The organism is Candidatus Pantoea rara (genome assembly GCF_051136265.1).
In the GTDB taxonomy this organism is placed as follows: Bacteria; Pseudomonadota; Gammaproteobacteria; order Enterobacterales; family Enterobacteriaceae; genus Pantoea; species Pantoea rara.
Genome location: NZ_CP194943.1, coordinates 117,441 through 140,057 on the forward strand (window position 1 = coordinate 117,441; position 22,617 = coordinate 140,057).

Consider the following 22,617-nt stretch of genomic DNA (forward strand, 5'->3'; position numbering starts at 1 on the left):
GCGCTGGTTTTTCATTGTAGGTTTTAATTCAGATGCTAATTGAAAGCCATATTGCAATACGCAATATTCTGGCATTTATTATGCTTCATATAACTCGCCACGGACACTGCAAGCACTTCTGTGCCGTTAATAATATTGTTTTTTATATTTCGTCGGGGGCATCTGATCACTCAAGCCGTGCCGACTCTTATCCCTATCCAGGATACTTGCTTCGGTTGGTATTCCGGCGAGCCTGGTATGTTCATCATTCGGTCCGGTACAGGTCTGAAGTATCGGATTTCTGCGGTGCGTGACGGCCTTACTTAATGACCGGTACCGCAGTCTGTGCTTCTCAGGTGCAGCAGGGGAACTCAAGCTTCGCTTTTCCGCTGTGGGTATGCTGATCCTCCTGAACGCGGTAACCCGGTACCAGTAAAGCTTCGATGACGACTTCTGCATTAGCGATTGCCCGGGCGTTTAAAGCAACGCACTGGACAAGCTCAACCGCGCGGCCCCGCAGACCGCCGGCGATGGCTAATTCGTCCAAGCCCAGAGGTGTCGTCGGTGGTTCAAAACAGGCTCCGATTTCGATTGCCGGATCTACGCCAATACTGATGGTGATGGGGAGAGCCTTTCCTGCTTCTTCCGCTTTAATACGGAACTGGTCAAGGTGACGTCCCGGCACAAAGTACATTGATATTTCGTCTTTGCCCTGCACACATAGCCGGTGAATGGTTACGTCATGCATGCCTGTTTCCGGATCGGCTGCGTAGCACATACCCATTGTAAAATAGGGACCGGCGTCCTCAGGTGTGTTGGTCGGTGCGGGCAGCAGCGTGCGAATATCAAAGCCTTCATCCGAAGCAAGATGGACAACTTCCTGGCACACTGCCTGTTCTGCTGGAATAACCACAGGCGCTACCGCTGAATGCACTGAATCACGAAGGAGCTGTGCCAGGTTTTCTTTGGGCACCCCGAAAAGGCGCGCAACACGCTGACGTGAGGCCAGCAGGCCTATCAGAATCCGGAAATTATCGTAGCCCCTTAATTTTGTTGAATATCATTGCTGGCCCGGTGCGGGTAGGGCGCATGACAGTGCCGCCAGCCCCCGCGTAGCGGTAAACACCTGACAGTTCAGCAGCAGGGTCAACCGGCTCGCTGGTTTCAATATATTCATTCTCACACTGTTTAATGATTTCAGGGGCACTTCTTAAATCGAAAACCTGACAGCCTGACTGGCTTTGTTCAGTATCCAACATAATTTTTCCTGAGACGGGTATTTAAACTGCGGAGAATCATTCGGGTGTGATACCCGGAAGATATGACCTGGGCCCATAAAATGTCATTGCGTATTTGCTGTCCATCCAGATGAGCAGGACGCAGACACAGTGCTAATAAGTATTCAATTAAATATTACGGATAATTAATAAGGTTTTGTTATCTGGAAATTATGGATAAAAGGAAGCTCGAATCTTTTTTAGCACGGGCCCGAACACTGCATTTCGCAAAGGCGGCATCTCAGGTCAACATCACTCAGCCTGCGCTGAGCCAGCACATAAAGTCGCTTGAGCAGAGCTGGGGAGTCAGACTGTTTGAAAGAGATAAACGTCATGTCTGTCTGACTGCTGGGGGAAAAATGGTTGTAGCTGAGGCAGAGCGAACAGTTCAGCAGATGAACCGGCTATCAGACACGGTGAGACATGTGGCTGGTGGCGGGAGTACGGTATTAAGGCTGGGCTATGTCGGAACCTCGGTACTCGAATCACTGATTGTGAGCGCGATAAAAACGTTCAGGTCTTCGTTTCCTGACGTGCTTCCTTAAGCTTCAGAATTAAGCGTGGCAGAGCAGTTTTGTTTACTGCCGGTGTGTGCTGATTATTTCGCATTTTACGTGTGGTGGCGTGGAGATAATCGACGGCTCAATCCTGCCTAAACAGGGAGACTCAATCTGTTTGTGGCTTCCGCCCTCTGCCATGCCTGGCCCATCAGTCCGACTATCACGCATGATGGTGAGACAGTCGACGGAGCAGTGCTTAAGGGGATCATTGTGCCGGGAAAAGTCACGGCCACCATCATTGCGGTGTATGAGCCGCTCCGGCCTGCAATTTTAATTTATGACTTCCGCCATAGATCTTCAGATGTGTACACAGGCTTGTACATAATAAAAAGCAGTTACAAAAAGCATGCCAAAAACCCTTTTATTACCAAGCGCGTAGACACACGACTGTTATAGTTGCGCTTTAAATGGGAGGAACCATGAGCGAACTGATTAATATTTTTACAAGTCATAAAAGTGAACGCAGTTTCACTGAGCAGCCTGTCGATGAAGCGGTGTTGGATCGTATTATCAGTACCGCTTATCGCGCACCGACATCAGTAAACTCGCAGCAGGTTTCTGTCGTGATTACGCGTGATGCCGGACGTCGCGCAGAGATCGCCGCTATCGCGGGCGGTCAGCCGTGGATTGCCAAAGCACCGGTGTTCATCACCTTTGTGCTGGATATGCATAAATCAGCGGTGGGCATGTCCGCTGTCGATCAGCAACAAATCGCGCATCAGAGTATTGAGAGCATCGTGTCGGGTTCTACCGATATCGGTATTGCGCTGGGATCGGTAATGGCCGCTGCGCGTGCAGAAGGCCTGGGAATTGTGCCGATTGGGGGGATTCGTCGCGATCCGGAGGCGATGATTTCACTGCTGGATCTGCCGCCGATGACCTTCCCGGTTGCGGGCGTGGTGATCGGTCACGTTGACGAGCCCGCTCATCAGAAACCGCGTCTGCCTCTGGCAACGTTCCGCCATGATGAGACTTATCAGACCCAAGGTCTGGAGCAGCAGATTGCGGCTTACAACGAAGAAATGGTTCAGCACTGGAAAAACATCGGTCGTAACGACGGTGAGAGCTGGAGCGAAAGCGTCAGCGGTTACTACAAAAACATCTATTTCCCTGCAGTATTGCCAGCACTGTTAAAGCAGGGTTTCGGCACGGATAAATAATCCGCACGCTACATTGAGTGACCAGCAAAGGCCATCCGTACTTCGTGACGGGTGGCTTTTTTCATTTTGTTACTATAACGAAAGGTGACTTCTCAGGTTGTAACACATAATTTCCCTGTTAACCGAAGCGCAACTGCCTTTAACTCATACTTTCCAGGGAAATAACATGTCTCAGCGTTCACTCTTTGCGCTCTGTTTAATGAGCTTTTTTCTGGCCGATGTCCGCGACGGTCTGGGGCCCTTTCTGGGCATCTTTCTGACGGAGCGACACTGGCGTCCCGATGAAATTGGTCTGGTGATGACCTGCGGCGGAATTGCCGGATTACTTGCCACGCTGCCTGCCGGGATCGCCGCCGATGCAACCCGCCATAAAAAAATGATCGTGCTGCTAGGCTGTCTGGTGATCACCGTTGCCACGCTGCTGCTGTGGTACAGCAATCAGACCTGGACGGCGATGGTCTCGCAAATTGTGGCGGGAATTGCGGCGGCGTTTATCGGCCCGACCGTAGCTGGTATCACCTTAGGACTCACGGGTCAGCGCGGCTTCAACCATCAGATGGGACGCAATGAAGCCTTCAATCATGGCGGTAACACCATTGCAGCGTTGCTGGCCGGTTTTTCAGCCTGGTACTGGGGAATGGGGGCTGTTTTTATTCTCATGACGGTAATGGCCGTTTTCGCTGCTTTTGCCACGCTGGCGATTCGGGGTGATGAGATCGACAATGATGTGGCACGCGGGTATGAACAGCATGAAGAGCGTCAGCCCGCGCTGAGCTTATCAATGCTGATGCGTAAACCGGCCCTGATGACCGCGGGTGTGACGCTACTGTTGTTCCATCTTGCCAATGCCGCGCTGCTGCCGATGCTGAGCATGCGTGTTGCCTCCGCAGGTGGACAGGCGGCGGTCAGTCCAGGTCTGTATGCTGCGGCGACAGTGGTGATTTCTCAGCTGGTGATGATACCGGTTGCGCTGTGGGTGTCGAAGCGGGTTGAAACGCATGGTTATCGACTGTTCATCATGGTTGCTCTTATGATTTTGCCGCTACGCGCGGTTATCGCGGCAGGCTTTGCCGGGCCAATTTTTGTGATTCCGGTTCAGGTGCTGGATGGTATTGCCGCTGGGATCCTGGGCGTGGCGGTGCCGGGCTACATCGTTTCCCTGATGCGGGGCACCGGCCATGTCAACGCCGGGCAGAGCGTCATTATGCTGATGCAGGGCGTGGGCGCAGCGCTAAGTCCTGCTATGACTGGCATGATAGCTGCGCGTTATTCCTACAGCACTGCGTTCGCGGTACTCGGCGCAATAGCGCTGGCAGCACTGATTATATGGTGGCGAACTGGCAGTTCCCCAGCCACGCGTCTTGCCTGATCTGACACAAAAAAGGCTGCCCAATGGGCAGCCTTTTCTGGCAAATCCGTTTGCGACCATCCGTTACTTGTACAGTTCTGCGGTCATGTGAACACGGTTATTGGTGTTCGCTTCCGTAATTTTGTACTGCGCGCCCTGTTCCTGAGCCTGAGCAGCGATTTTTGATTCTGCGCCATCCAGGGTGGAAGAGGTAACAGAGACGGTTTCAGCAAAGCTGCTAAATGAGATCATTGAAAGGGCAGCGATTGCGGCAATTGAGAGTGCTTTTACGTTTTTCATGGTCATATTCCTGAATTATGAATGGGGAGGTTGTTGGCCTCCGATGGGAATAATAATAACTCAGGTTACAATATCAATATTAACTATTAGTGCGGCAATGGTGATCATGCTAATTGTTTATCGCAGGGTCAGATAGCGACTGGGCCGTCTCAGAAATCAACGTCCTGAACCAGCGATGGGCAGGATCATCGCGATAGCGTGCATGCCAGCCCATCTCAACCGGAAAAGTACCCAGGTCAACCGGCGCAGGAACGATTCTGAGCCGCTCATCGCGTGACAGATGCTGACAGATCAAACGTGGCAGGGTCGCGCAGTAGTCTGTGACCGCAATCATTTCCGGCACGGCCAGAAAGTGTGTGACGGACACGGCAACCTGGCGACGCAGGCCCCTTTGTTCCAGTGCCTGATACAAACCAGCGCGCATACGCCCAGGCGGCAGAACATTGACGTGCTTTAGCTGTTCATACTGTTCTGCGCTGAGGTTATCGTCTGTCAGCGGATGATCCGCGCGTAATACGCAGGCCAGGCCTTCATTCATCAGGTGCTGCACCACCAGATTATCGGGTGGATCAACGATACGGCCCAGCACCATATCGGTGTTGCCTGAAATCACGCCGGTTTCTGCGACGTCATTGCCGAAAGGGGTGAGACGAAGTCTGATGCCGGGCGCACAGGTCCTCAGGCGAGCCACGACGGCTGGCATCATGATGAATTCGACATAGCTGTTAGGTGCAAGCGTGAAAAGCCGGGTGGCGTGCAGCGGATCAAAGTCCTGCTGACCAAGGATAACCTTATCGATGGATGACAGCGCAGCACTGACCACCTGGGCCAGTTGTTCTGCTTTAGGTGTCGGACGCATCCCGTAACGCTCACGGATAAACAGGGGATCGTTGAGCGTTTCGCGTAACCGGTTCAAAGCATTAGAAAGCGCCGGCTGAGTAATACCCAGCCGTTCCGCAGCGCGGGTCACATTGCGCTCTTCCATCATTACCAGCAAAACCGGCAGTAAATTCAGATCATATTTCATTAAGGTATAATGCTATGTGAATAACTGAAATTGAAGAAATAAATTTCATAAATATTCTGAAGCCCGCCATGATTAAAAGGTCAACGCAGAAGACGGCGGTTAACACGCTGGTTCTGACTATCCTTACATCTGAGACCGACTAACGGTTATATGGAGCGTAAATGAAAATTTTAATGGTTTTGACCTCGCATGATGAGTTGGGCACCACTGGTAAGAAGACCGGTTTCTGGCTGGAAGAGCTTGCGGCTCCTTACTATGCATTCCTGGATGCGGGCGCCGACATTACTCTGGCTTCGCCAAAGGGCGGACAGCCTCCACTCGATCCAAAAAGTGATGAACCCGATTCTCAGACGGATGAGACCCGCCGCTTCCACGCCGACTCTGCTGCTCAGGCCGTGCTGGCCTCGACCGTCAAGCTTGATACGGTTGACCAGGCCGCGTTTGATGCCGTTTTCTATCCAGGCGGCCATGGCCCTTTATGGGATCTGGCAAACGACAAACACTCTATCTCGCTGATTGAGCAAACCCTGCAGGCGGGCAAACCGGTTGCGCTGGTCTGTCATGCTCCGGGTGTCCTGCGTGATGTGAAAAATGCGGATGGCACGCCGCTGGTCAAAGGCAAGAAAGTGACTGGCTTTACCAACAGTGAAGAAGAGGGCGTTGGCCTGACCAACGTAGTGCCGTTCCTCGTAGAAGATGTGCTGAAACAGAATGGCGGACTCTACTCACGAGGCGATGACTGGCAGTCTTATACGGTTCAGGATGGTTTGCTGATTACTGGTCAAAACCCAGGTTCGTCAGCCGAGACCGCGAAGGTTTTACTGGCAAGTCTGGCCAGCTAAAGTGCTCTCAAGTGTAAAGAGTTATACAGGCGCCTGAGGGCGCCTGTTTTATTGCACCCTTAAAGTACCGCGGCGGATAGTACCAGGGTAAATTGTTCAAATTGATAAGATCAGTCTTCTATTTTTATTAAGGTTGATAATCATTGTATAAGAATTTTACGGCCTGAATTACGTGTCATTTGTCCCACTGAGAATATAAACATGTTTTTAAAACCAGTGTTGACATCGTTTTTTATATACGTAAAGTAGGACTCATCAGCGGCGTGCAGTTGCCCTGATAAACCGAAAAAGTGTTACGAGTAAAGTAAAAAGGCCCGACAAATTTGAGAATTGAACTTGTCGGTGGTTCTGTTAAACATTGTTTTTAAAAACTGTTCGTTAGTTAATGATAACCCTGTTAAATGGAGTCGAAGTAAGTCTTTAGCAGTTTGTAGTATCGCGTCGCGATGATGTAAGGCCTCGTAGTTCTGAACGTTACGTTACGACAGGATACGGTTGCGGTTTAAACGTCGTAATGAAAGTAAGGCAACGCATCAAAATTATATATCGCGATGGGGGTGTGCAGGTTTATACGGGCCTGACCTGTCTTTGTCTCCTGAAAGACTATCAGGTGGTTGAAACCGCTAATAATAGTGACATTTTAATATTGTGATCATTATTATCCGCAGGATCTGTTCATAAATAGCAGTATCGAAGTAGTACCTATCAATTAAGTTAGTTAATGGTAAACGTAAAATCTGTAGTACCTTAAAAGCCCTGGCTATTTCAGTCAGGGCTTTTATCATTTTGTGATGTCTGTCAGTTCTTTTCAGGACGTTGATATTAGTAATGACGCTTACCAGGGCAACGTGTACCGATAAAAACACGTTTGAGTCACGCGCGATTTATCTCCCTGCTATTCTTTCGTCAATTCAACACTCTCTTTCCTGCTCAACCCGGCATCAATTTTTAAACCACTATCGATATCCAAAGAGTGATTCTACCTTTTCAGCCATGGACGCCAGTCGTTCACGTAACTACTTATGCCCCTTATGGTGATAGGTTAGGTCATGCCGGGCCATGATTTTGCTGAAGCCAGCGATGCTTAGCGTTAGCAGCAATATGATCAGAAAAGCACGGATGATCGCTAAACCTCATCCGATAATCAATGGGTAACAGCAGTGGCTGAATGGACTTGTCGCTGCGGCAAGGTCGGCAAAACGCTAACGGGTGATCAGCGTGATAATTTATGACCAGCGCGTTTTCAGTATGTCGGTTTCCTCTTCCGGCAGGGTTTACTATTAACATAAGCCTCGAATAACGCCGCCCTCTTATGTGTGTAATACGAGAGATAGTGTGCGCCGTTTTATGTCTCACAAAATTGATAATAACAGAAGAGTTTACCTGACAGGTCTGAGGCATCTTTTCTATATCGACAATTTGTACCTTTTAATCTTTGTTTCTCTGAGGAACAGAGTGTTTAGTGGTATCGCGCTTCTCGCACCCAATGAGTACCTGAGCTTGGGTCGTGTACAAAAGTGTCAGGAAAACTCAATAAATCAGCAAAAATAAATTAATCGTCATTTGAAGTTGGATAAACATTAAAATTGAATTCATTAGATTTAAATTATTGATTTAAAACAATTAAGTTTTAATTTTTTATTATTACTATTCACTCACTCATTTAACAGGGAAAGGTGGGTACTTAAAAAATAAAAAGAGCTGAAGTCTATATCAACAACCCTATTAGCTGTTGATAATATTGAAAATATATGGATTTATCGTATTAAATTATTTTTTCGCTGAGTGATTCATGACGAATGAATACTCCGTTTAAAGTCACTGCATTACCCAATGTTTCAGGGTGTTGTATGTAAAAGGGTCGCTTTTTTTGCATCTGTTACGCTGAGTGAAGTGAGACAGCTTTATTTATTAATCTTACTATTTTTCCATCGCGAAGGATTTTCGTTTAATGATGGTAAAAAAATCAATCTGCGTCATAGTCAATATTCGCTGATTAATTGCGCTATATCTTGTTTTTAAATCATCTGCGTATGTTATGTGCGCTATTACCACAGAGGTTAAAATGTCTACTGAATCTCCAGAGAATATTTCAGGCGATCTTTCTAAGTTCGTTGGTACGCATTTTGTCTACACCTATGATAATGGCTGGAAATATGAGTGGTACGCTCGTAACGAAACCACCTGCGATTACCGCATTCATCAGGGATTGGTAGGTGGCCGCTGGGTGACTAACCAGAAAATGCACGCGATTCAGTTTGCCCCGGGCATCTACAAAGTAGACTGGCATGAGCCCACTGGCACCTGCGTCAGCCTGCTGTTTGATCTGAATCGCACTCTGGTTCACGGCACTATTTTCTTCCCGCAGTGGATTGCCGGAGAAGGTCAGCACCCGGAGAAAACTATCTGTTATCAGAATGACTTCATTGAAGATATGCACCGCTTCCGTGATGAAGGTCCGGCCTATCCCTACGTGATCATTCCTGAGTTTGCTAAAGTGACTTATATGAAAAACGAAGGACCTGATAACGATGAAGTGATCAATCAGGCACCCGGACAGATGCCTGCTGACTATTTTGATGGTAAATGATTAACCTGGCTACCTGCTCATTGTGAGCGGGTAGCTTCTGTCTGACGCGCCAGCGTGCGGGCCAGAATGGATGAGTAGAGCGGTTTTCCCCCCAGAAATTGGGCCAGCAGCGTCGCCCCAAGACAGGTAATAATCATCGGCAATATCAGCTGATAGTTATCGGTCATCTCCAGCACCAGCACAATCCCTGTCAGCGGTGCTCTGACCGATGCTGCAAACAGTGCGCCCATTCCCGCAATTGCAAAGGTGCCTGCTTCCAGATGATAAAACGGGAACAGGTCTGTCATTGCCACCCCAAAGGCGGTTCCAAGCAGCGTTCCCAGTGCCAGCATTGGCGCAAAAATACCGCCCGGAGCCCCTGAGCCAAAACAGAGCAGTGTCGTTACCAGTCTGACCAAAAAAACAACCAGCAGCAGAGCGAAAGGGAATACACCATGAACTGCCTGTGGAATCAGCGATGAACCTCCGCCTGCCCCAGGAGCGAACAGTAGAGCCAGAATACCGCAGCCGCCGCCAAGCAAAGCACCCGCCAGCACCACGCGAGCTGTTTTACCGGCATAAAGGCGGGCAAAAAGATCCTGAGTTATAAATATCAGGCGATTAAACAGCACGCCGACCATGCCGATGATCATGCCGAGCACCAGATAGAGCCACAGCGTTTGCACCGGCGCATCAGCCAGCTTGCTCACAGAGATCACCGCCTGTCCGCCGTTGAAACAGCGAAACACGATGCTCGCCATAATCACGCCGGTAAACACGGCTTTGATCGAAATCAGATTATAACGGAACTGCGGACGCATCTCCTCGATGATAAACAGGATGCCCGCCAGCGGCGCATTAAACGCCGCCGCAAGACCGGCCGCCGCACCGGTTGCCAGCAGCGTATGACGTGCTTCATTGCTGCGCATCCCCAGAATATCGATGACCATGCGGCCAATGTTGCCACCCAGCTGCACCGTTGGGCCTTCCCGTCCCAGCACCATCCCGGCACCCAGCGTGCCCAGACCGCCAAAGAATTTCACTGGGATCACCCGCCACCAGCGAACCGGCCTCAGCTCTTCCAGCGCACCTTCAATTTCAGGAATACCGGAACCGCCCGCTTCGGGAGCGAAGCGTCGTACCAGGAAATAACCTACCATCGCCAGCAGAGCTGAGATGGCAAAGGCCGCGGCATAAAGCATCCAGCCCTGAAACTGTTCAGGCGTCAGCGTGTCGGCGCGCCACTGCTGTATTGCCTCAACGGACCGGGCAAACGCCACGCCCGCCAGGCCAACCAGTGTACCGACCAGTGCGGCGCAGAACAGCATCGCCAGCGGCGTTTTATCCCGATGTAGCAGGGCGCGAAACATCCGGCTGCGCGCCGCGATGGAGCGAGGAACATAAACAGGCTGCGGTGATTCTTCATTCATTGAGAGAGATTCTTGTTCAACCAGACCAGCGTGCCAGTTTACTGAGTGATAAAGTGAAAACAAACGGCAGGATCAATTTCAACGGAGTAAAAGTGTTAATCGGTTTGTGGTGGACAAACCACTTGAGCTATGCGTTCGCGGTAGGCTGGATTGTCCTGATTTTTTAGCGCCTGAACCGCTGCGGTCAGCGTGACCTGATTCTGTTTCAGGTTGGGCTTATCATTGAGAAATGTCTGGCGCAATTGTTCGTCAGAAGTCGCTGGCGGAAGTTGACACTTCTGGCGCAGGTCGTCGGTAATTTGCTGCTTACGCAGCGCAAATTTCAGCGTGTCATAGGGCGCGGCTGCCACAACAAGTGGACTTAATAGCGGCAGAATAAACAGCGTATTGCGGATCACGTTCATGATGATCTCCTGGCTGCGGATTGCGTCTTCGGCAGTTTTCAGTTGAGTTTAATCGCATTGAGTGATTAGCCTGAGCACAGCACCATTGACCGACTGCGGTTACATCGCAACGGCTGGCATAATTATCATAGCAATACTGGCGTGACAGGGAGCTGACATGCAGCCACATTCCACTGAAATTATTACCGCTGACTGCTGTATTGTCGGCGGTGGCCCGGCCGGATTGATGCTGGGCTATCTTTTTGCCCGTGCAGGTCTGCGCGTCGTGGTGATTGAAAAGCACGCCGATTTTCTCCACGATTTTCGCGGAGACACCATCCACCCCTCGACGCTGGAGATTATGCATCAGCTCGGTCTGCTGGAATCTTTCCTGACGTTGCCGCATCAGCGTGCCGAAAAGCTGGAGGCGGAAATTGCCGGACAAAGTATTACGATGGCCGATTTCTCACGTTTGCCGGTTAAATGCCGATTTATCGCTTTTATGCCGCAGTGGGATTTCCTGAACTATATGGCAGAGCAGAGTGCCCGTTACGCGGGCTTCAGCCTGCTGCAATCGACTTCGTTTGAATCCCTGACATTGGAAAATGGCACGGTCAGCGGCGTGACGGCCTCACGCGGTAATCAGCAGCTGCATATCACCTGTAAACTGGTGGTCGGTGCAGATGGCCGCCATTCGCGGGTGCGCGAAGCGGCCGGACTGACCGGTCAGGAATTTGGCGCAGCGCGCGATGTCATCTGGTTCCGCTTAAGTAAGCAGCCGCACGATCCCGAACTGGGCATGGGTCATAAAGGACCACGGCAGAACTTTATCGTTATCGATCGTGGCAACTACTGGCAATGTGGGCTGACGATCCCGAAAGGGGAGTTTGAGGCGAAACAGGTCGCCGGACTCGACGCGTTTAAAACAGAAGTGGCCGCACTATCGCCTTTTGAAGCGACGCGCATGGCGGAGATCACCCACTGGGAAGCGTTTAAGCTGCTGTCGATAAAGATTGACCGGCTGGATAAGTGGGCAAAACCCGGCGTGCTCTGCATTGGTGATGCTGCACATGCTATGTCACCGATTGGCGGCGTTGGCGTTAATCTGGCGATTCAGGATGCCGTAGCGACGGCGAACCTTCTGAGTGACCCCCTGAAGCGGGGTGAACTGCAGCCACGCGATCTGGAAAAAGTGCAGAAGCGTCGTCAGTTCCCCACTGTTGCCACACAATTTTTGCAGATCAAAATGAGCCGCAACAAAGCGAAAAGGAAACCTACGGGAAGCAGCAAGGTTCCCGCGATAATCCAGCGCCTGCCGTTCCTCCGTTTTGTGCTGGGGCGCCTGATTGGTCTTGGCTTCAGGACGGAATCGCCACAGATCGCGCGCGTAAAAGAAGAGCGTTAAATGATTTCGACAGCGATTCTATATCGTGCGACACTGTTTCGCTGTGAAAGTACTGTCAGGTTGAGCCGCTATTCATCTGATAATTGGGCGCTAATTGAGCATTGTTAAGCTAAATTATTTTCGATTTTTGCGCCTGCATAAGAGAGGTTTCAGTGCATAACGAGCAAAATGGCAGCGATGTAAAACGTCGGAGCGCAATCAGGGCACTTTTGTCTCCGGACGAAGCCCGGGATAAAGTGCTGGAGAGATTTGTTAATCTCGCCAGCCAGGTGCTGGGTATTTCAGGCAGCTTCATTTCGATTATTGACGATCATAATCAATACATTAAAGCATCACGGAACTTCGATCTTAAACAATCGACCCGGGATGAATCTCTTTGCCGCCACGTTATCGACGGGGATGGGCATCTTGTGGTGGTGGACACGTTACTGGACGAGCGCTTTGTGACGCATCCGTTCGTTAAAGGAGAGCCGCATATTCGCTTCTATGCTGGTGTGTCTCTGCAGAATCTCGACGGTGCGACGCTGGGTACGCTTTGTGTGACCGACACGCAGCCACATTCCTTCAGTGAAGAGAAACTCGTCACGCTGCGTTCGCTGGCTACGCTGGTAACCTCTTTTCTGGATGTCTGGAATAACGCAGGTTATGCTGACGTTATTACACACCTCCCGAATCGCCCACGCCTGATTCGTGATATTCAGCAACTGACGCTTACTGCACCCCATAGCCGCTTTCGCCTGATTCTTATCGACTGCCTCGACATCATTCGCGCATATGAGCTTACCCGCGCGGTGGGTATTGGACCGATGGAGAAACTTCTGAAACAGATGGCACAGGATGTCGCACATCGGCTCAATCTGGCTGAAAATGACACGCTTTACTCTTTTGCCCCCGGCCGTTATGCGATCGTTCAGCCTTATTCAGGCCGTTTTACCGCACATAATTTACCCGACCTGTTTAAGGGCATGAAGGCCGATCTGTCCGAAAATATCACGCTCGACCTGGATGTTTTTGCCGGTGAAACAGAGTTTGTACCGGGTAAGATGGATGCCAACGAAACGGTGCGCCAGGCTGTGAGTGCGCTGCATGAAGGGATTGATGAAAACATCAGTGCGATGTGTTTTGAACAGAGTTACGACTCGCGGCGCACCGATGACTTCATGATCATGAACGACCTGGCTCAGGCGCTGAATAAAGACGAAGAGCTTTACCTGGCCTGGCAGCCAAAAGTCTGTCTCAAAACCGGTAAAACGGTCGGGCTGGAGGCGCTGATCCGCTGGAATCACCCTGAGCGGGGCGAGCTCTTCCCATCAGAATTTATCCCGTTAGCGGGTAAAACTAACCTGATCTCCGATCTGACTAACTGGGTTATCGATCATACCGTTGAACAGCTGGCGCGCTGGAATCGCGAATATGACCTGATTCCGGTCTCGATTAACGTCAGTGAGCGCGACTTCGCAAAAGCGGATTTTGCCGACAAGCTGGTGGCGAAATTAGCGGCGGCTCAGTTACCCAACGCTATCCTGGGCATTGAGTGTCTGGAAAATGAGTTAATCACCAAAAGCGATGTGGCGATCAAAGGGCTGGTAGCGCTGAAATCCAGGGGCTTTGTGATATCACTGGATGATTTCGGCACCGGCTACAGCAACATCAGCTATCTGCAGGATATTCCGCTCGATGTGATCAAGATCGACCGGTCACTCATCTCACGTATGGGTGAAGATGATGCATCGAAAATCATTGTCAGATGTATTATTCAGATGCTCAAAGAACTGAATTACACCGTGCTTGCCGAGGGCGTCGAGGCAGAAGCAACCCTGGGATTGCTGAAAGCTTACGGTTGCGATCAAATCCAGGGCTACTTCTTCTCAAAACCGCTGCCCGCCAGCGATATTGAACACTGGTTGTATCCGAAGTCACGCTAGTAACCTGCCCGCAGCATTCGCTGCGGGCTCTCTTATCACTCACTGCCGATGGCGTAGCGCTCTACCGGGGTAATGCTTTTAATCAGCTTATTATCAAACAGAAATTGCTCATAAGCCTGATAACGTGCGCGATCCAGTTTAGCCGGGTCGGCTGCGAACAGCGGCAGGGTGGCACGCCATGCCTGATGGTTTAACGGCGTGTTCAGTTCCGGATGGGCCCGGACAAACGTCAGCCAGTTCTGCTCGGGATACGCCTGCAATTCTGCATTTCCCTTCTTCAGTGCCCGCAGAAATTTCTGGATTTTCTCCGAGTGGGCTTCATCACGGTTAGCAACGATAATCAGCTCATCATAGGCCGGAACACCATAATCTTCGACGTTAAGCACCACCGGCGCTTTGCCCGCAAGTTTCATCTCCAGGGCTTCAATATTGCGATAGCCGCCTATCACTGCATCCACCTGGCCTGTCATTAGCGCGCTGGTGAGCTGAAAATTGACGTTAACCAGCTTCACCTGATTGGCGTTGACCCCATCATGGGCCAGCATAGTCGCCAGCGTCGCCTGCTCAATGCCGCTGACCGAGTAGCCGATGCGCTTCCCTTTTAAATCTGCCGGTTTTTTTACTGTTTTGTCTAACGTCATCAGCGTGTTCAGCGGCGTGTTAATCAGCGTACCCACCCGCATCAGCGGCAGGCCCTGGTCGGCGAAAAAATGCAGCTGCGGCTGATAGGTAATGGCTAAGTCCGCCTGTTTAGCTGCCACCAGACGTGGTGGCAGCGCCGGATCGGAAGGCGGCACGATGTTTACATCCAGCCCTTCAGCTGCAAACGCACCGGTCTGTTGCGCCACCATGATAGGTGCGTGATCGGGATTAATATACCAGTCGAGCACCAGCGTCAGTTTTTCCATCGCCTGAGCCTGAGTGGTTAAGGCGGCGCTGAACAGCAGGGTAAACAGAGGCAGTTTAGTCATGAGTTTTCTCATCTTTGGAGGTCATTAAATTGTCTCGGGAGCCCAGGAAATCAGGCGGCGCAGCAGGAAGTCGATAGTCAGCCACAGGCCCAGCGTCATCAGCACCAGAATGAAAAGCGCAGCGAAACAGAGGTCGCTCTGCATCCGTGCGTTAGCATTCAGCATTACGAAGCCCAGCCCTTCGGCTGAGCCAACCCATTCACCGATGATTGCCCCGATTGGCGCGACGGCCGCCGCCATCCGCAGCCCTGAACCCAGCGCGGGCAGCGCGGCTAACAGTCGGACATGACGCAGTTGTGAGGCACGTGAAGCGCCCATCGTTCGAGCCAGATCGAGATAGCCGGGGGTGACGCGGCGCAGTCCATCAAAAAAGCTGGAGGTTACCGGAAAGAAGATCACCAGCACGGCCATCGCGACTTTGGCGCCTATGCCAAAGCCAAACCAGAGCACCAGCAAAGGCGCCAGGGCAAACACCGGAATCGCCTGGCTGGTGATTACCAGCGGCATCATCCAGCGCTGTAACCATGGCGAAAATGTCATGCCCAGCGCCAGCGCGCCACCCAGCAGCACGCCGAGCGCCATGCCGCTGAGGATTTCGGTCAGGGTAATCAGCGTGTGATGGCTGAGATAGTCAGCGTTCTGCCACAGCGCGGCGGCGACCGCAGCGGGCGAGGGCAGCAGAAACGCCGGAATGGTGGTCAGCGTGGCGAGCCACCACAGCGTAATCAGTCCGGTAAACAGCGTCGCGCCCCGGCGAATACCGGCGAAATGGTTTCTCATCGGACTATCCTGCACAGCTGCTTCAGTAACGCGGAGTGACTCTGGATGACATGGATGTCGTCTGGAGCCCGCGGTGGCTGGCCCTGCAGAGGCGTGCAAGCTTCTATCCCCGCCACACCTATCACCAGCAGATGATGACTGAGTCGGCAGGCTTCTGCGGCATCATGAGTAATTAACAGCACGGTATGCCCGACCAGCACTTCTGCGGCCAGCGTCTGTATCTGACTGCGTGTTAGTGCATCCAGCGCGGAAAACGGCTCATCCATCAGCACAATGGGCTGACGGGTGTAAAGAGTACGGGCCAGCGCGGCACGCTGACGCATCCCGCCGGAGAGCGTCGCGGGTCGTGCGCGGGCATATTTGCTTAGGCCCACCCGCTCCAGCAGATGCTGCGCCCAGTCATGGTCGGCTTTCTCGCCCTTCAGGCGACTGGCGAGGCAGACATTCTGTTGCACTGTGAGCCAGGGATAGAGCAGATCCTGTTGTCCCATCCAGGCGATGCGACCGGTCAGCGGCAGACCGTCGCTACCGCTAATCTGTCCGGAAGTCGGTGGCGTCAGACCGGCAATGACCCGCATCAGGCTGCTTTTACCAACGCCGCTGGCACCCAGTAAAGCGGTAAATGCACCGCCCGCAATCTCCAGATCAAGCTGGCTGAAAAGTTGCTGCTGACCCAGCGTCAGGCAGAGCTGGCGAATGGAAATACCAGGCGGCACGCCATCAACAGGCGGGTTCATGGGCTGACCCGAAAAGCGGCAGCATGGTTGAGCCCCATTTGCCAGAATGCTGCTTCCAGCCGGGTCGCAGTGTTGAAAATCTCCGCCAGCCGATCAAAACGCTGTTCACCCGCGCGCTGCTGAGCGAGAGCTTCAAACAGCAAAAGTGAGGAACCGACGCCTGCCAGGTAGGATTCATCGCCGTAATTCTCTATCCATGGGCCGTAAGGATTTCCCTCAAAGCGAGTCGAGGGATCATCCAGCAGCGTCAGACCAATTTCAGCGTAGCCAGCGACACACGGCATCAGTGCCGTCATCAGCTCCAGCGCATCCCCGGTGTGCCCTACGTCCAGCACATAGCGGGTGTAGTTGATCGTTTCCATTGCTTCGGGTTCGCTCGCCATCTCTGCCTCGGAGATACCCCATTGCTGACAGTAAGCCAGATGCAACGGCAGTTCGTTGACGATGGCGTTAAGCGACGCGGTCGCACTGCGTAACATGGCGGGCTCAGAGAGTTTGCTGATCAGCAGACCCCAGGCACGCGCGAAGTGCAGCAGGAACAGCATGTCCTGAGTGAGGTAGTGGCGGAAAGCGGCGGGTGGCAGCGTGCCCTGACCGAGTTGCTGCACAAAATCGTGCCTGACATACGCGTGCCATTGAGTGCCTGCCTGCTGGCGCAGACGACCATACAAGCCGGTCTCGAAAAGCGGATGTGACATGGGATCTCCAGTAACAGTGAGATCCGGGCATACGGTCTGGAACAGGGAATAGTGCAGGAGATGACGCAGAAAAATCTGCCGACCCGTCCCTTCGCTGGCATGACCCAGATCAGGTTCAAAGGGTTCGGCTTACGCCATCTCAGCCCATTACAGGACACCCCTCGGAGACATTCGTTATACGATAATTTGTGCCAGAGTACAACGGCACGAGCGAGCGATCTTAGGTGACATTGTCACTCAAGATCGGCCCCGTTGCTGGCAATCACTTTCTTATACCACCAGAACGATTTCTTACGGGTGCGCGCCAGTGTGCCGTTGCCCAAATCGTCGCGGTCAACGTAGACGAAACCGTAGCGCTTGCTCATTTCACCGGTCGATGCAGCAACCAGATCGATGCAGCCCCAGCTGGTGTAACCCATCACCGGCACACCATCTTGGATGGCATCGCCCATGGCGCGGATGTGTTCACGCAGATAGCTGATGCGGTAATCATCGTTAATCTCGCCATTCGCATCGATTTCATCGCGCGCGCCCAGGCCGTTCTCGACCAGGAACAGCGGCTTCTGGTAACGGTCATACATCATATTCATAGTGATGCGTAAGCCTAGCGGATCGATACCCCATCCCCATTCGCTGCGTGGCACGTGAGGATTGGTCAGGGATTTCACCACATTGGCGGCGCTGCTGTTCTGCTCATTCATCTCCGCCGAAGCGCAGCGTGAGGCGTAGTAACTGAATGAGACAAAATCGACGCTGTTTTTCAGGATGTCAGCATCACCGTCTTCAATCTCAAGCGTCACGCCTTTTTCACGGAACACGCGCGCGGCGTAGGCCGGATAGGCGCCGCGCGCCTGCACATCAATAAAGAAAAGGTTTTCGCGATCTTTCTCCAGTGCCGCCCAGACATCTTCGGGTTTACTCGACCACGGGTAGAAGTTTCCGCCTGCCAGCATGCAGCCGACCTGATTGGCCGGATTCACTTCATGCGCGATCCGCGTCACCATCGCACTGGCAACCAGTTCATGATGTGCCGCCTGATACTTCACCTGATCCCTGTTCTCACCAGGCTCAAACACCAGGCCAGCTCCGGAAAACGGGCTATGCAGCAGAATATTGATCTCGTTAAAGGTCAGCCAGTATTTCACCAGCCCGTTAAACGCCTCGAAACAACTGCGGGCATAACGGGCAAAAAAGTCGACCATTTTGCGGTTGCGCCACGAGCCATATTCCGTGACCAGATGCATCGGCACATCAAAATGGCAGAGCGTCACCAGCGGTTCGATATTGTATTTACGGCACTCTTCGAATACCGCGCGATAAAAAGCAATCCCTTCCGGATTAGGCGTCAGTTCGTCGCCGTTGGGATAGAGGCGGCTCCAGGCAATCGACGTGCGGAACACGCTGAACCCCATCTCGGCCATCAGCGCGATATCCTCCGGATAGCGGTGATAAAAATCGATGGCCTCATGGCTGGGATAGAATTCATCATCACGCAGGGTAAAACGCTTCTCCAGACCCAGCTTGACCGGCGTACGGTGCGGGCCATGCGGAATCATATCAACGGTGGTTAAGCCCTTTCCACCTTCACGAAAACCGCCTTCACTCTGGTTGGCAGCCAGTGCGCCACCCCATAAAAACCCTTGCGGGAACCTTAAATCAGACATGCAATCCTCTTTTCCGGGTCAGCATGACCCTTTCCTTAAGTGGCAGTTTAAAGGCTATTAACCGCGTTGGTGCGCTCAGTAACAGACGCAGGTTGCGGGACGGTACCGGATTCGGATTTCGTTTCAGGCTCTGTTTCAGGAATATCTTCAAACCCTAACAGCAGCGTCAGCACAAACGACAGCACCACCGACAACACCATGACCGCACCGACCCAGACAATACTCATGGGATTAGCAGGATCGAAGAACTGTACGCTGGTAAACAGGCCGGGAGAGGCCATTGAGTGGCTGGCCAGCCCGCCGATACCCGCGACCGCGCCACAGATAAAACCGCTGATCAGACAGGCGATCAGCGGACGCTTAAGCCGGACCGCAACGCCATACAGCGCCGGTTCTGAAATTCCGGCAATAATGGCGGAAGCCGCTGCCGCCAGCGCAGTCTGACGCAGTTCCCGGTTTTTGGTGCGAAACGCCACCGCCAGTGATGATCCACCCAGCGACAGGTTGGCACCGATCTCTGACGGCATTACCATGCCCTCTTTGCCGGTTTCGGCAATGGTCTGGATGATGGTCGGCGTAAACACCCGATGCATCCCGGTCATGACCAGCAGCGGCCAGATAGCCCCCATAATGGCGACGGACAACCAGCCAAGATAGCCATGGACGGTGTAAACCAGTGCGGAGATGCCGCTGCCGATCCAGATGCCAATCGGGCCAATCAGCACAATCGCGATAGGGGCAGCAATCAGTACGATCAGCATCGGTTTCAGGAAGTTTTTCGTCACGGCAGGCGTAATGCGATCTACGCCGCGCTCAATGTGCGACAGGATCCAGGTCATCACCAGCGCCGGAATCACCGTATAGGTATATTTCACCGCCGTCACCGGGATGAAGGCGAACTCGACCGGTTGACCCTGCGCCGCTTTGGCCATCAGATCAACAAAGTTGGGATGGACCAGCACACCTGCAATGGCGATCGCCAGCGACATATTGGTTTTGAATTTCAGCGCTGCAGAGGCGGCTACCATGATCGGCAGGAAGAAGAAGGCCCCGTCGCCAATGACGTTAAGGATCACCAGCGTTGACGACCCTTTTTCAAACACGCCCGCCATATCCAAAATCATCGCCAGCAGTTTAACCATCGATCCGCCAATAATGGCCGGGATCAGCGGTGACATGGTGCCCACCAGCGCATCCAGAATACCCGCACCGATGCCTCTCAGGGTGATTTTACGTTTCACCGGCACGCTCGGTGCAACGCCAGGCGATCCCAGTTGCAGCACCGCCTGATAAGCCTGCGAAACATTGTTGCCAATGATTACCTGGCACTGGGTATCGTTATGCACCACACCCATTACGCCCTTGATGGCTTTGAGGCGGGGAGTGTCGACCTGCGTTTCATCTTTCAGCACGAACCGCAAACGGGTCATGCAGTGAGTGACGGCTTCGATATTGGTGAGGCCGCCTAGCGCATCGACGATGGCGCGTGACACCTCGGCATAGTTTATGGGCATGATCGTTTTTCTCTGTAGGGTAAATCGGTCAAAGTTTTTTTATGTTTTAGCGCCTGCAGGCAGGCAAATAGGAAACCGGTTTCACAAAATCATGAAGTGCTTTCATTGCGCCGACAAGAGGTGAAATCAGCCACATTTATTTTTTGTGAAGTAGATCACCCGTCTGCCTCAGATTACTTCGTGCTGAGTCCGGGTAAATATTTCCAACATTGAGAGGCTTAGGTAAACTGCAGGACGACGCAGACAAGGAACATCATCATGGCAACGATTCAGGAAGTGGCTAACAGGGCGGGCGTCTCAAAAGCGACAGTGTCACGTGTGCTCTCCGGCAATGGCTATGTCGGGCAGGAAAAGCGTGAGAAAGTGTTGAAGGCGATCGCAGAAACCGGCTACCGGCCCAATCTGCTGGCGCGCAACCTGGCGACGAAAACCTCTCAGACTATCGGGCTGGTCATCACGAATACGCTCTATAGCGGCAGCTACTTTACTGAGTTAATGGCGCATTCCGCGCGCATGATGGAGCAGCAGGGGCGCCAGCTGATTCTGGCGGACGGCAAACACACCGCTGAACAGGAAGAGGCAGCAATACAGTTTTTGCTCGACCTGCGCTGTGACGGCATCATCATCTACCCGCGCTTCCTGAGCATTGACGCGCTTGATGCGATTATCACCCGCCACAAACAGCCTATCCTCGTCATCAACCGGCGGCTGCGCGTCAATCATAGCTACTGCATTTACAGCGATCAGCACGCCAGCAGCGCTATGGCGGTAAGCCATCTGCTGAATCAGGGACATCGTGATATTGCATTTATCACTGGCTCGCTGGATTCCCCGACCGGTGCAGAACGCCTTTCCGGCTATCACGCTGCAATGGCTGCAAAGGGTGTTGAAACCGACGACCGTCGGGTGGTGGCGGGTAAATGGACGGCCAAGAGCGGGATGGCCGCCGTGGACACGCTGCTGGAACGCAGCGTGCCATTCACAGCGCTGGTGGCGAGTAATGATGAGATGGCGATTGGTGCCATCAAGCGTCTGACCGAGTGCCATATTGCGGTGCCTGAACAGGTCTCGGTGATGGGTTTCGATGATATCCCGCTGGCACCTTATATTACGCCGTCATTATCCAGCATGAAGTTGCCGGTCACGGAGATGATCGATGAGACGATTAACCGGCTGCTGACGATGCTGGATGGCGGTGACTGGCGTACCCCGGCGCCGTTCACAGCCAGCCTGATGTTGCGCGATTCCGTCACTAAAGGGCCAGGATTAACTTAACCCGCCGTGATCTGCATGACCTCAATCGTCTGATCTCTGAGCTGCGCGACCGTTGCTGCATCCAGCGTCTCATCAGTGATCACATGCCCGACCTGATAACCGGAGGAGAGCGGATAAGGGTGAATCAGACCAAATTTGGAGGCATCAGTCAGGGCATAGCTTTCAGCGCCTTTCGCCAGCACCGCATCCACCACATCACAGCGCAGCATGTTGCGGCCGGTAAAACCGGTCTCCGGATGCCAGCCATCCACGCCAACAAACGCCCGGTGAAAGTGGATCTGTTGAATGGAATAACGCGTCAGCGGACCGACTACAGACTCACTGCTTTTCTGCAGTAATCCCCCGAGCACAATCACTTCACAGGCGGCTTCCCGAAGAAGCTGGGCAATATAGTGGCTGACGGTAATCAGCGTGAGATCGGCCCGGTCAGCCAGCGCACGCGCCAGCAGCGCATTGGTACTGCCGCCTTCGATGAATACCGATTCGCCTGCCTGAACCAGGCTGGCCGCATGTCTCGCCAGCGCCTGCTTGATGGGATAACGGGTATTCATTCGGGTGCCGACGTTATCGCTGTCCAGCGCCAGCGCTGAGCCGTGAACCCGGCGCAGCAGACGATCGCGTTCCAGCAGCGTGAGATCCTGACGCACCGTCACTTCAGAAACCCCGGTGAGCTGCGCCAGTTCACTAACGGTCACGCTGCCACGGCTATTAACCAGTTGAATAATCTGATGATGTCGCGGATTCATAATTGCGTTTCGCAGAAAAAAAGGAGC

At 52.7% G+C, this 22,617-nt stretch carries 19 protein-coding genes, 1 pseudogene and 1 riboswitch; of the genes and pseudogenes, 8 read left to right on the forward strand and 12 right to left on the reverse strand.

Annotation, left to right across the window (positions count from 1 at the left end):
• Window positions 1–198 precede the first annotated feature (198 nt).
• A pseudogene (locus tag ACR8BF_RS19025) lies at window positions 199–1,238 on the reverse strand (UbiD family decarboxylase domain-containing protein); the annotation flags it as partial.
• Between the two features lie 191 nt (window positions 1,239–1,429).
• Here ACR8BF_RS19025 and ACR8BF_RS19030 point away from each other — a divergent pair.
• The 3 genes from ACR8BF_RS19030 (at window position 1,430) to ACR8BF_RS19040 (ending at window position 4,345) form a co-directional block, all read left to right on the forward strand.
• The gene (locus ACR8BF_RS19030) at window positions 1,430–1,801 is read left to right on the forward strand and encodes a LysR family transcriptional regulator (RefSeq protein WP_434746134.1); all 372 of its coding nucleotides are present in this window, start codon (window positions 1,430–1,432) and stop codon (window positions 1,799–1,801) included.
• A 434-nt stretch (window positions 1,802–2,235) separates the two neighbouring features.
• The gene (locus ACR8BF_RS19035; protein ID WP_434746135.1) at window positions 2,236–2,976 is read left to right on the forward strand and encodes a nitroreductase family protein; all 741 of its coding nucleotides are present in this window, start codon (window positions 2,236–2,238) and stop codon (window positions 2,974–2,976) included.
• A gap of 166 nt (window positions 2,977–3,142) precedes the next feature.
• Window positions 3,143–4,345, forward strand: coding sequence for an MFS transporter (locus ACR8BF_RS19040; RefSeq protein WP_434746136.1), 1,203 nt, complete (start codon window positions 3,143–3,145; stop codon window positions 4,343–4,345).
• A 63-nt stretch (window positions 4,346–4,408) separates the two neighbouring features.
• Here the strand turns inward: ACR8BF_RS19040 and ACR8BF_RS19045 are convergent, their stop codons facing one another.
• Window positions 4,409–4,624, reverse strand: coding sequence for a YdgH/BhsA/McbA-like domain containing protein (locus tag ACR8BF_RS19045; RefSeq protein WP_179898214.1), 216 nt, complete (start codon window positions 4,622–4,624; stop codon window positions 4,409–4,411).
• A 109-nt stretch (window positions 4,625–4,733) separates the two neighbouring features.
• Window positions 4,734–5,651, reverse strand: a complete 918-nt coding sequence (locus ACR8BF_RS19050; protein ID WP_434746137.1) for a LysR substrate-binding domain-containing protein — start codon at window positions 5,649–5,651, stop codon at window positions 4,734–4,736.
• Between the two features lie 161 nt (window positions 5,652–5,812).
• On the opposite strand from ACR8BF_RS19050, the gene ACR8BF_RS19055 reads away from it, so the two are divergent.
• Window positions 5,813–6,493, forward strand: coding sequence for a type 1 glutamine amidotransferase domain-containing protein (locus ACR8BF_RS19055; RefSeq protein ID WP_434746138.1), 681 nt, complete (start codon window positions 5,813–5,815; stop codon window positions 6,491–6,493).
• Window positions 6,494–8,558: 2,065 nt separating this feature from the next.
• Window positions 8,559–9,083 (forward strand): phenolic acid decarboxylase, encoded by a 525-nt coding sequence (locus tag ACR8BF_RS19060; protein WP_179898217.1) that lies wholly within the window; start codon window positions 8,559–8,561, stop codon window positions 9,081–9,083.
• 17 nt (window positions 9,084–9,100) lie between these two features.
• Here the strand turns inward: ACR8BF_RS19060 and clcA are convergent, their stop codons facing one another.
• Together clcA and ACR8BF_RS19070 are read right to left on the reverse strand one after the other, a co-directional pair.
• On the reverse strand, window positions 9,101–10,492 hold the full coding sequence (clcA, locus tag ACR8BF_RS19065; RefSeq protein ID WP_434746139.1) for a H(+)/Cl(-) exchange transporter ClcA: 1,392 nt from the start codon (window positions 10,490–10,492) through the stop codon (window positions 9,101–9,103).
• Between the two features lie 95 nt (window positions 10,493–10,587).
• Window positions 10,588–10,896: a YicS family protein gene (locus ACR8BF_RS19070; protein ID WP_434746140.1), complete on the reverse strand. Its 309-nt coding sequence runs from the start codon at window positions 10,894–10,896 to the stop codon at window positions 10,588–10,590.
• 157 nt (window positions 10,897–11,053) lie between these two features.
• On the opposite strand from ACR8BF_RS19070, the gene ACR8BF_RS19075 reads away from it, so the two are divergent.
• Window positions 11,054–12,280, forward strand: a complete 1,227-nt coding sequence (locus tag ACR8BF_RS19075; protein WP_434746141.1) for an FAD-dependent oxidoreductase — start codon at window positions 11,054–11,056, stop codon at window positions 12,278–12,280.
• Between the two features lie 152 nt (window positions 12,281–12,432).
• A complete protein-coding gene (locus ACR8BF_RS19080; protein ID WP_292986144.1) occupies window positions 12,433–14,205 on the forward strand; it encodes a putative bifunctional diguanylate cyclase/phosphodiesterase in 1,773 nt (590 codons plus the stop codon).
• A 35-nt stretch (window positions 14,206–14,240) separates the two neighbouring features.
• On the opposite strand, the gene ACR8BF_RS19085 is transcribed toward ACR8BF_RS19080, so the two are convergent.
• From ACR8BF_RS19085 to ascF, 6 genes are all read right to left on the reverse strand, one after another.
• Complete coding sequence (locus ACR8BF_RS19085) at window positions 14,241–15,176, reverse strand: ABC transporter substrate-binding protein (protein ID WP_434746142.1); 936 nt, start codon at window positions 15,174–15,176, stop codon at window positions 14,241–14,243.
• Window positions 15,177–15,200: 24 nt separating this feature from the next.
• Window positions 15,201–15,956: an ABC transporter permease gene (locus ACR8BF_RS19090; protein WP_434746143.1), complete on the reverse strand. Its 756-nt coding sequence runs from the start codon at window positions 15,954–15,956 to the stop codon at window positions 15,201–15,203.
• Window positions 15,953–16,693, reverse strand: coding sequence for an ABC transporter ATP-binding protein (locus ACR8BF_RS19095; protein ID WP_179898224.1), 741 nt, complete (start codon window positions 16,691–16,693; stop codon window positions 15,953–15,955). The genes ACR8BF_RS19090 and ACR8BF_RS19095 overlap by 4 nt, the downstream gene beginning before the upstream one ends.
• Window positions 16,690–17,391 (reverse strand): thiaminase II, encoded by a 702-nt coding sequence (gene tenA, locus ACR8BF_RS19100; protein WP_434746144.1) that lies wholly within the window; start codon window positions 17,389–17,391, stop codon window positions 16,690–16,692. Before tenA ends, ACR8BF_RS19095 begins: the two co-directional genes overlap by 4 nt.
• A gap of 69 nt (window positions 17,392–17,460) precedes the next feature.
• Window positions 17,461–17,563, reverse strand: a riboswitch (TPP riboswitch).
• Between the two features lie 61 nt (window positions 17,564–17,624).
• A complete protein-coding gene (locus tag ACR8BF_RS19105; protein ID WP_434746145.1) occupies window positions 17,625–19,055 on the reverse strand; it encodes a 6-phospho-beta-glucosidase in 1,431 nt (476 codons plus the stop codon).
• Window positions 19,056–19,102: 47 nt separating this feature from the next.
• Window positions 19,103–20,569, reverse strand: coding sequence for a PTS cellobiose/arbutin/salicin transporter subunit IIBC (ascF, locus tag ACR8BF_RS19110; RefSeq protein ID WP_434746146.1), 1,467 nt, complete (start codon window positions 20,567–20,569; stop codon window positions 19,103–19,105).
• Window positions 20,570–20,827: 258 nt separating this feature from the next.
• On the opposite strand from ascF, the gene ACR8BF_RS19115 reads away from it, so the two are divergent.
• Window positions 20,828–21,844, forward strand: coding sequence for a LacI family DNA-binding transcriptional regulator (locus ACR8BF_RS19115; protein ID WP_434746147.1), 1,017 nt, complete (start codon window positions 20,828–20,830; stop codon window positions 21,842–21,844).
• On the opposite strand, the gene ACR8BF_RS19120 is transcribed toward ACR8BF_RS19115, so the two are convergent.
• A complete protein-coding gene (locus ACR8BF_RS19120) occupies window positions 21,841–22,590 on the reverse strand; it encodes a DeoR/GlpR family DNA-binding transcription regulator (protein ID WP_179898229.1) in 750 nt (249 codons plus the stop codon). The two genes, ACR8BF_RS19115 and ACR8BF_RS19120, sit on opposite strands and share 4 nt — an antisense overlap.
• Window positions 22,591–22,617 lie beyond the last annotated feature (27 nt).

Coding starts and splice junctions, on each gene's coding strand:
- ACR8BF_RS19030 (WP_434746134.1), top strand. CDS start 1,430: ATGGATAAAAGGAAGCTCGAATCTTTTTTAGCACGGGCCCGAACACTG.
- ACR8BF_RS19035 (WP_434746135.1), top strand. CDS start 2,236: ATGAGCGAACTGATTAATATTTTTACAAGTCATAAAAGTGAACGCAGT.
- ACR8BF_RS19040 (WP_434746136.1), top strand. CDS start 3,143: ATGTCTCAGCGTTCACTCTTTGCGCTCTGTTTAATGAGCTTTTTTCTG.
- ACR8BF_RS19045 (WP_179898214.1), bottom strand. CDS start 4,624: ATGAAAAACGTAAAAGCACTCTCAATTGCCGCAATCGCTGCCCTTTCA.
- ACR8BF_RS19050 (WP_434746137.1), bottom strand. CDS start 5,651: ATGAAATATGATCTGAATTTACTGCCGGTTTTGCTGGTAATGATGGAA.
- ACR8BF_RS19055 (WP_434746138.1), top strand. CDS start 5,813: ATGAAAATTTTAATGGTTTTGACCTCGCATGATGAGTTGGGCACCACT.
- ACR8BF_RS19060 (WP_179898217.1), top strand. CDS start 8,559: ATGTCTACTGAATCTCCAGAGAATATTTCAGGCGATCTTTCTAAGTTC.
- clcA (WP_434746139.1), bottom strand. CDS start 10,492: ATGAATGAAGAATCACCGCAGCCTGTTTATGTTCCTCGCTCCATCGCG.
- ACR8BF_RS19070 (WP_434746140.1), bottom strand. CDS start 10,896: ATGAACGTGATCCGCAATACGCTGTTTATTCTGCCGCTATTAAGTCCA.
- ACR8BF_RS19075 (WP_434746141.1), top strand. CDS start 11,054: ATGCAGCCACATTCCACTGAAATTATTACCGCTGACTGCTGTATTGTC.
- ACR8BF_RS19085 (WP_434746142.1), bottom strand. CDS start 15,176: ATGACTAAACTGCCTCTGTTTACCCTGCTGTTCAGCGCCGCCTTAACC.
- ACR8BF_RS19090 (WP_434746143.1), bottom strand. CDS start 15,956: ATGAGAAACCATTTCGCCGGTATTCGCCGGGGCGCGACGCTGTTTACC.
- ACR8BF_RS19095 (WP_179898224.1), bottom strand. CDS start 16,693: ATGAACCCGCCTGTTGATGGCGTGCCGCCTGGTATTTCCATTCGCCAG.
- tenA (WP_434746144.1), bottom strand. CDS start 17,391: ATGTCACATCCGCTTTTCGAGACCGGCTTGTATGGTCGTCTGCGCCAG.
- ACR8BF_RS19105 (WP_434746145.1), bottom strand. CDS start 19,055: ATGTCTGATTTAAGGTTCCCGCAAGGGTTTTTATGGGGTGGCGCACTG.
- ascF (WP_434746146.1), bottom strand. CDS start 20,569: ATGCCCATAAACTATGCCGAGGTGTCACGCGCCATCGTCGATGCGCTA.
- ACR8BF_RS19115 (WP_434746147.1), top strand. CDS start 20,828: ATGGCAACGATTCAGGAAGTGGCTAACAGGGCGGGCGTCTCAAAAGCG.
- ACR8BF_RS19120 (WP_179898229.1), bottom strand. CDS start 22,590: ATGAATCCGCGACATCATCAGATTATTCAACTGGTTAATAGCCGTGGC.